This is a genomic window from Mesorhizobium sp. M2E.F.Ca.ET.209.01.1.1 (genome assembly GCF_004010375.2).
GTDB lineage: Bacteria > Pseudomonadota > Alphaproteobacteria > Rhizobiales > Rhizobiaceae > Mesorhizobium.
The window spans coordinates 1-3,108 of record NZ_SADP02000046.1; the positions used below are offsets into that span (position 1 = coordinate 1).

At 61.2% G+C, this 3,108-nt stretch carries 1 protein-coding gene and 5 pseudogenes; 2 read left to right on the forward strand and 4 right to left on the reverse strand.

From position 1 onward, the window contains the following. Positions 1-1,056 (reverse strand): annotated as a pseudogene (locus tag EN852_RS34405) (IS110 family transposase); the annotation flags it as partial. A 149-nt stretch (positions 1,057-1,205) separates the two neighbouring features. On the opposite strand from EN852_RS34405, the pseudogene EN852_RS34410 reads away from it, so the two are divergent. Beyond that, a pseudogene (locus EN852_RS34410) lies at positions 1,206-1,482 on the forward strand (integrase core domain-containing protein); the annotation flags it as partial. A 133-nt stretch (positions 1,483-1,615) separates the two neighbouring features. Here EN852_RS34410 and EN852_RS42705 read toward each other — a convergent pair. From EN852_RS42705 to EN852_RS42710, 3 genes and pseudogenes are all read right to left on the reverse strand, one after another. Next, a complete protein-coding gene (locus tag EN852_RS42705; RefSeq protein WP_245460402.1) occupies positions 1,616-1,798 on the reverse strand; it encodes a hypothetical protein in 183 nt (60 codons plus the stop codon). Then, positions 1,776-2,627 (reverse strand): annotated as a pseudogene (gene istB, locus EN852_RS34420) (IS21-like element helper ATPase IstB). Before istB ends, EN852_RS42705 begins: the two are co-directional and overlap by 23 nt. A gap of 96 nt (positions 2,628-2,723) precedes the next feature. Beyond that, positions 2,724-2,984: pseudogene (locus EN852_RS42710) on the reverse strand (IS21 family transposase); the annotation flags it as partial. Between EN852_RS42710 and EN852_RS34430 the strand changes: the two are divergent. Beyond that, positions 2,983-3,108, forward strand: a pseudogene (locus tag EN852_RS34430) (transposase); the annotation flags it as partial. The pseudogenes EN852_RS42710 and EN852_RS34430 sit on opposite strands and share 2 nt — an antisense overlap.

The following is a 3,108-nucleotide window of genomic DNA, read 5'->3' on the forward strand; positions in this document are numbered from 1 at the left end:
GCGGATGGCGACTTGTCCGGCGATCCACAGGGTGCGGCGCAGCCGAGCATTGCCGAATTTGGAAAGGCGGGTCTGGCCCCGATATTGGCCTGACTGCTGTGTCGAGAGGTTCAGCCCGCAGAACTTTAGAAACTGGCGATGATGGGTGAAACGGCGAAGATCGCCGGCTTCGGCAATGATGGTCAATGCGTTGATCGGTCCAATGCCCGGGATTTGTCGCAGGAGCTGATAATCCTGGCTGTGCCGCAACAGCTCGTCGGCCTGCGCTTCGATCTCATTGCGCTGCCGGATCAGGCTGCGTGCTTCGTCAATGACCATCCGGAACATGCGAATGGCAGGGACATCAAGCGGCAGCGGCAGTCCGATCGATGAGCGCGCCGTCTCGTAAATATCCATTAGAATCTGTGTCTTGCTGACCTTGCGGCCGACGACATCCCACGCTGCTGTCACAAACTCCTCCTTTGTCCGTGATGCTTGCTGGCGTCGGAAAGGCATGAAGGAAGGCGAAGAACCAATCGCTGCGGCTGTTCCCCCGGAATCGATCGATCTCGGGAAAATACAGTGGCAGGTAGTGCGTCAGGATACGGTGCTGGATCTCGGTCTTGGCCCTTGGCGATCGCTTCATGGGTCTTCGACAGTTCCTGCACGTCGTGATGCCGGCGCGCGGCGGATCATGGTAGACCTGCGTCGCCTGGATCCTGAGCATGTGCAGCATCACCTGGGCATCCTTTGGATCGTTCTTGTCCCAGCTGTTGTGCAACGCTTCTCGTGTTCGGGCCAGCGCCAGCGACGCCACCAGCCGCACCTCGAAACCCGCTTCAGCCAGGCGCCATGCTATCGGCCGGTTTCCCGGTCGCTTCAAAGGCGCAGACCACAGGGCGGCCGTACGCCTGCAGCACTTCGATCATATGGTCGTGCTCAACACCGGGTGTTGAGGACCAAAAGGCGACGCCGGCGCTTGTGGCCCGGTGCTTCGATCAGAACTTCATTGCGCACCTTGGCAATGTCGATCGCTACCAGCACCGCGGCGGCGGGTGTAGAATCTGAAGTGGTCATGGTCGGTCTCTCCGGAATGGGCTGTGAACATTCCACATTCTAGAGAAACTTTGACTGGCCATGGCCGCCTCGACAGCGGTGCGCGCCTGCAGCGAGCTGCGCGCACCGCTCTCTCGGTCGCCGCGGCTCCTTCATTCCGTAGGTGCTACGGCTCCTGCTACAAATCAAAGGCCTTCGCCAAGGCCTGCCGCGATCTCGGCCTCAAGCACGTCAGGACAAGACCCTATACGCCCAAGACCAATGGCAAGGCCGAGCGCTTCATCCAGACAGCATTGCGCGAATGGGCTTATGCCATCGCATCCGACATCCGATCACCGTGCCGCCGAACTGCCTGTCTGGCTACACAGATACAATTGGCATCGTCCACATGGCAGCCTAAAGTCCAAAACACGTATCAGTCGCCTGGCTCTAACCGAGGACAACCTGTGGAGGCAATGGCGGCGTGCATGGGGCGTCCATCGCGCGAAGCTTGGAGATCGGCCGCATATATGTTCCTGCAGCAGCGGGCGTTTTCAGTGCCGTGGGTCTGCTTCTGGCCGAAAAGTCAGTAGCTGTCGCATCAGCCTTCGTCGCACGACTGGACGAGCTCGACGATACGGCAGCTGAACAGGCTTACGTTCAGCTCCAGCGTGAGGCGGAGCGCCTTCTGGGTGTTTCCGGGAAGGCCAGGTGCATGCGCCAGGTAGAGATGCGCTACCTTGGGCAGGCATTCGAGCTGATTATTGATCTCGATGTTGGGCACCTATCCACCGAGGCGCGCAGCGAGCTGCGGTGAGCGCCCGATCAGGCGGAGCTGGTTGGGGTTGCACAGCCTGATCGGGCGCGGCTGATTGGCTTTCGGCTTCAGTTTGAGAGCGGCTCTTGAAGCGCCAGGACTCATTTCCGGTTTCGACGATCTCGCAATGGTGAGTGAGGCGATCGAGCAACGCGCTGGTCATCTTGGCGTCGACGAAGACGCTCGGCCATTCACCGAAGGCGAGATTGGTAGTGATGAGGATCGAGGTGCGCTCGTAGAGTTTCGAGATGAGATGGAAGAGCAACTGCCCGGCGGCCTGGGCGAAGGGCAGATAGCCGAGCTCATCGAGCACGACGAAGTCTAGCCGGGTCAGGTGATCGGCAATGCGGCCCTGGCGGCCGGAGCGGGTCTCGGCCTCCAGCCTGTTGAACAGGTCGACGACGTTGAAGAAGCGGCCTCGCGCGGCGTTGCGGATGAGTGAGCGGGCGATGGCGATCGCCAGATGCGACTTTCCTGTGCCTGTTCCGCCGACCAGGAACGACGTTGCGATGATCGGCGACGAAGACGCCGCCGGCGAGATCGCGCATCCGGGGTTCGTTGACCGGCGTGCCGGCGAAGTCGAAGTCCTTGGCCAGCGGCAACTTGGCGACGGCGAGCTGGTATTTGATGGAGCGGGCCTACTTCTCCGATATCTCGGCCTGCAAGAGATCACCGACAATCCTGGGCGGCTCGTGCTGTCGCTTGATGGCGACGCGCCCATGATCTCGTCATAGGCGCTGCGCATTCCGTAGAGCTTCAGCGCTCCCATCAGTTCCATTACCTCGGTGCGTTCCACGGCTGTTTGTCCTCCTGAGACTGTCATAGCGGGCGCAGTCGGCGACCGGCTCGTGAGCTAGCTTCAGCGCCGGGGAATGGAAAGGATCGTGCCCGGCGCCGGATCATGCGCGTCGAACACCATCTCCTGCGTCTCGCACGGATACGCCCTCACGAATACATGCGGCTGGTGGCAGAGCCGCATGTGCGCGACCTTCACTGTCACTGTCACGCCGTCGAGCAGGACGATCTCGTGACTCCAGTCGAACCGGTAGGCCTCGCCAGGTGCAAAACTCAGCGGAATGTGGGCCTCGGCGCTGCCGCGATCCGCCGCCCAACTCTGAGCATGCCGCCACACCGAACTGTAGCTGCCGTCAAAGTTCTGCGGGCTGAACCTCTCGACACAGCAGTCAGGCCAATATCGGGGCCAGACCCGCCTTTCCAAATTCGGCAATGCTCGGCTGCGCCGCACCCTGTGGATCGCCGGACAAGTCGCCATCCGC